This window comes from Stenotrophomonas sp. 278, from assembly GCF_003935715.1.
Taxonomy (GTDB): Bacteria; Pseudomonadota; Gammaproteobacteria; order Xanthomonadales; family Xanthomonadaceae; genus Stenotrophomonas; species Stenotrophomonas maltophilia_AH.
The window spans coordinates 1-3,334 of sequence record NZ_RHPP01000233.1; the positions used below are offsets into that span (position 1 = coordinate 1).

The 3,334-nt window shown below is 68.2% G+C and carries 3 protein-coding genes and 1 pseudogene; all 4 read left to right on the forward strand.

Annotation, left to right across the window (positions count from 1 at the left end):
- The first annotated feature begins 100 nt into the window (after positions 1 to 100).
- Positions 101 to 1,444 (forward strand): TRZ/ATZ family hydrolase, encoded by a 1,344-nt coding sequence (locus tag EGJ34_RS20945; protein ID WP_125362343.1) that lies wholly within the window; start codon positions 101 to 103, stop codon positions 1,442 to 1,444.
- A 31-nt stretch (positions 1,445 to 1,475) separates the two neighbouring features.
- Positions 1,476 to 2,207 (forward strand): bifunctional 2-polyprenyl-6-hydroxyphenol methylase/3-demethylubiquinol 3-O-methyltransferase UbiG, encoded by a 732-nt coding sequence (gene ubiG, locus EGJ34_RS20950; RefSeq protein WP_125362344.1) that lies wholly within the window; start codon positions 1,476 to 1,478, stop codon positions 2,205 to 2,207.
- Positions 2,200 to 2,898 (forward strand): phosphoglycolate phosphatase, encoded by a 699-nt coding sequence (locus EGJ34_RS20955; protein ID WP_260477091.1) that lies wholly within the window; start codon positions 2,200 to 2,202, stop codon positions 2,896 to 2,898. The genes ubiG and EGJ34_RS20955 overlap by 8 nt, the downstream gene beginning before the upstream one ends.
- A gap of 187 nt (positions 2,899 to 3,085) precedes the next feature.
- Positions 3,086 to 3,334 (forward strand): annotated as a pseudogene (locus EGJ34_RS20960) (phytoene/squalene synthase family protein); the annotation flags it as partial.

The following is a 3,334-nucleotide window of genomic DNA, read 5'->3' on the forward strand; positions in this document are numbered from 1 at the left end:
GCCCAGGCAGTCCCAAGGCCGGCCAACGGCCGGCGCTACCAACAGCAACACCGCGGTCGCCCGCGCCGTCGGGCCACCGGCCACACCGAAGCGAGTCCGCATGACCGACACCTCCCGCATCCCCGAAGCCTGTGACCTGCTGATCGAAGCCGGATACGTGGTCCCGATCGAGCCGCATGCGGTGGTGCTGGAAGACCATGCTGTCGCAGTACGCGGCAGCGAGATCATCGCGATCCTGCCGCGCGCCGAAGCCCGCGCCCGCTTCGCCCCGAAGCAGACCGTCTCGCGTCCTGATGCGGCGCTGATGCCGGGCCTGGTGAATGCCCATACCCACAACCCGATGACCCTGCTGCGCGGCGTCGCCGACGACCTGCCGCTGATGGTCTGGCTGCAGCAGCACATCTGGCCGGTGGAAGCGGCGGTGATCGGGCCCGAGTTCGTCGCTGACGGCACCACCCTGGCGATCGCGGAAATGCTGCGCGGGGGCACCACCTGCGCCAACGAGAACTACTTCTTCGCCGATGTGCAGGCCGCCGTGTACAAGCAGCATGGGTTCCGCGCGCTGGTCGGCGCGGTGGTCATTGATTTCCCCACTGCCTGGGCCAAGAGTGACGATGAGTACTTCGCCAAGGCCGGTGAGCTGCATGACCAGTGGCGCGGCGACCCGCTGATCGGCACCTCGTTCGCGCCGCATGCGCCGTACACCGTCAGCGACGCGAACTTCGAGCGCGTGCGCATGCTGTCCGACCAGCTGGACATGCAGGTGCACCTGCACACCCATGAAACCGCGCAGGAAGTCAGCGACTCGATCAAGCTGCACGGCCAGCGTCCGCTGGCACGCCTGGACCGGCTGGGCCTGGTCAACGACCGCCTGATCGCGGTGCACATGACCCAGCTCACCGAAGCGGAAATTCACCTGTGCGCCGAACGCGGCGTCAGCGTGGTGCACTGCCCGGAATCGAACCTGAAGCTGGCCTCCGGCTTCTGCCCGGCCTGCGCGCTGCAGCGTGCGGGGGTCAACCTGGCGATCGGCACCGACGGCTGCGCCAGCAACAATGACCTGGACATGTTCAGCGAGAACCGCACCGCGGCCATCCTGGCCAAGGCGGTGGCCAATGACGCCACCGCCCTGGACGCGGCCACCACGCTGCGTGCGGCCACGCTGGGCGGGGCGCGCGCGCTGGGCTTCGGCGACCGCATCGGCTCGATCGAGGTCGGCAAGCAGGCCGACCTGGTCTGTGTGGACCTGTCCGCACTGGAAACCCAGCCGCTGCACCATGTGCTGTCGCAGCTGGTGTATGCCGCCGGCCGTCACCAGGTCAGCGATGTCTGGATCGCCGGTCAGCCCAAGCTGGTCCAGCGTGAGCTGGTCGGCATGGACACCGCGGCGATCGTCGCCAATGCGCGCCAGTGGCGCGAGCGTATTCGACACATCCGTGCGTGATTGCGGCGCGCGGATCCAAGAAGGTAACCCCATGAACAGCCCCCACGCTTCCACCAATTTCGATCAGGCTGAACTGGACAAGTTCGCCGCACTGGCCAACCGCTGGTGGGACGCCGACGGCCCGCAGAAGCCCCTGCACGCACTGAATCCGGTGCGCCTGAAGTACGTCGCCGACCGCGCCCCGCTGCGCGGCGCGCGCGTGCTCGATATCGGCTGCGGCGGCGGCCTGCTCAGCGAGGCACTGGCCCAGGCCGGCGCGGACGTGACCGCCATTGACCTGGCCCCGGAGCTGGTCAAGGTGGCACGCCTGCACGGGCTCGAGTCTGGCGTGAAGGTGGACTACCGCGTGCAGGCGGCCGAGGACCTGGCGGCAGAACAGCCGGGCAGCTTCGACGTGGTGACCTGCATGGAAATGCTGGAGCACGTGCCGGACCCGGGCGCGATCATCGCCGCCTGCCACCGGCTGCTCAAGCCGGGCGGCCAGCTGTTCCTGTCCACCATCAACCGCACCCCGGCCGCGTTCGCCGTGGCCATTGTGGGTGCCGAGTACGTGGCACGGCTGCTGCCCAAGGGCACGCACCACTACCAGGAATTCATCAAGCCGGCCGAGCTCGGCAAGTGGCTGCGCGAAGCCGATTTCAACCTGCGCGACGTCAGCGGCATGGCCTATGAGCCGTGGCGCAACCGCGCCCGCCTGAGCTCGCGCACCGACATCAACTACCTGGCCCATGCGGTCAAGCCGGAAGACAGCACCGGTGTCTGAAGCGGTTTCGGCAAAGACCGGTTTCCCGGCAGCGGTGCTGTTCGACCTGGATGGCACGCTGCTCGACAGCGCGCCGGACATGCTGGCCACCGCCAACGCGATGCTGGCCGCGCGTGAACGCGCGCCGATCACGCTGGAGGTACTGCGTCCGGTGGTGTCCAAGGGCGCGCGGGCGATGGTGTCTGCGGCGTTTCCCGAGCTGGATGCCACGGCGCGCGACGCGCTGATCCCCGAGTTCCTGCAGCGCTATGAAGCGCTGATCGGACAGCACGCGGTGCTGTTCGACGGCATCGAGCGCATGCTGGAGGCACTGGAGGCCGCCGGCACCCGCTGGGGCATTGTCACCAACAAGCCCGAGTACCTGGCGCGGCTGATCGTGCCGCAGCTGAGTTGGGAGCAGCGCTGCCAGGTGCTGATCGGCGGCGACACCCTGAGCGAGCGCAAGCCGCATCCGCTGCCGCTGCTGGAGGCCGCGCGCCGCATGGGCATCGAACCTGCCACCTGCGTCTATGTGGGCGATGACGAGCGCGACATTCTGGCCGCGCAGGCGGCCGGCATGCCGTCTGTGGCTGCGCTGTGGGGCTACCGCCTGGATGACGACAACCCGTTGGCATGGGGTGCCGAGGTGATGGTGGAAACGCCGTTCCAGCTGCATACCCCGTGTGCCTGGCCCAGCGTACGCGGAGCCTGATCCCGGTATGGACCAACGGTCCATACCTACCGGCCTCGTTACAATTCCCGGTAGGTATGCACCGTTGGTGCGTACACGCCATCCCACAACCCGCGGTAGGTACGCACCGTTGGTGCGTACACGCCATCCCACAACCCGCGGTAGGTACGCACCGTTGGTGCGTACGTGCACCGCCAGGATCATCGCCATGACCACCTCCAGCGCCCTCGACAGCTTCCTCGACAAATGGCGCACCCGCTGGCCGGAATGGTCGGTGGCAGAGCCCTTTGTTCCCGAACACCAGCGCAACCTCGTCGTGGCCTGGTTCTCGCTGCTGCAGGAGTTCGACGACATCCTCAACACCGCCGGCGACCCGATGCCGGCCGACGCCAAGCTGGCGTGGTGGGGCGAGGAACTGCGCAGCTGGGCCGGGCAGCGCTCGCGGCACCCGCTGGGC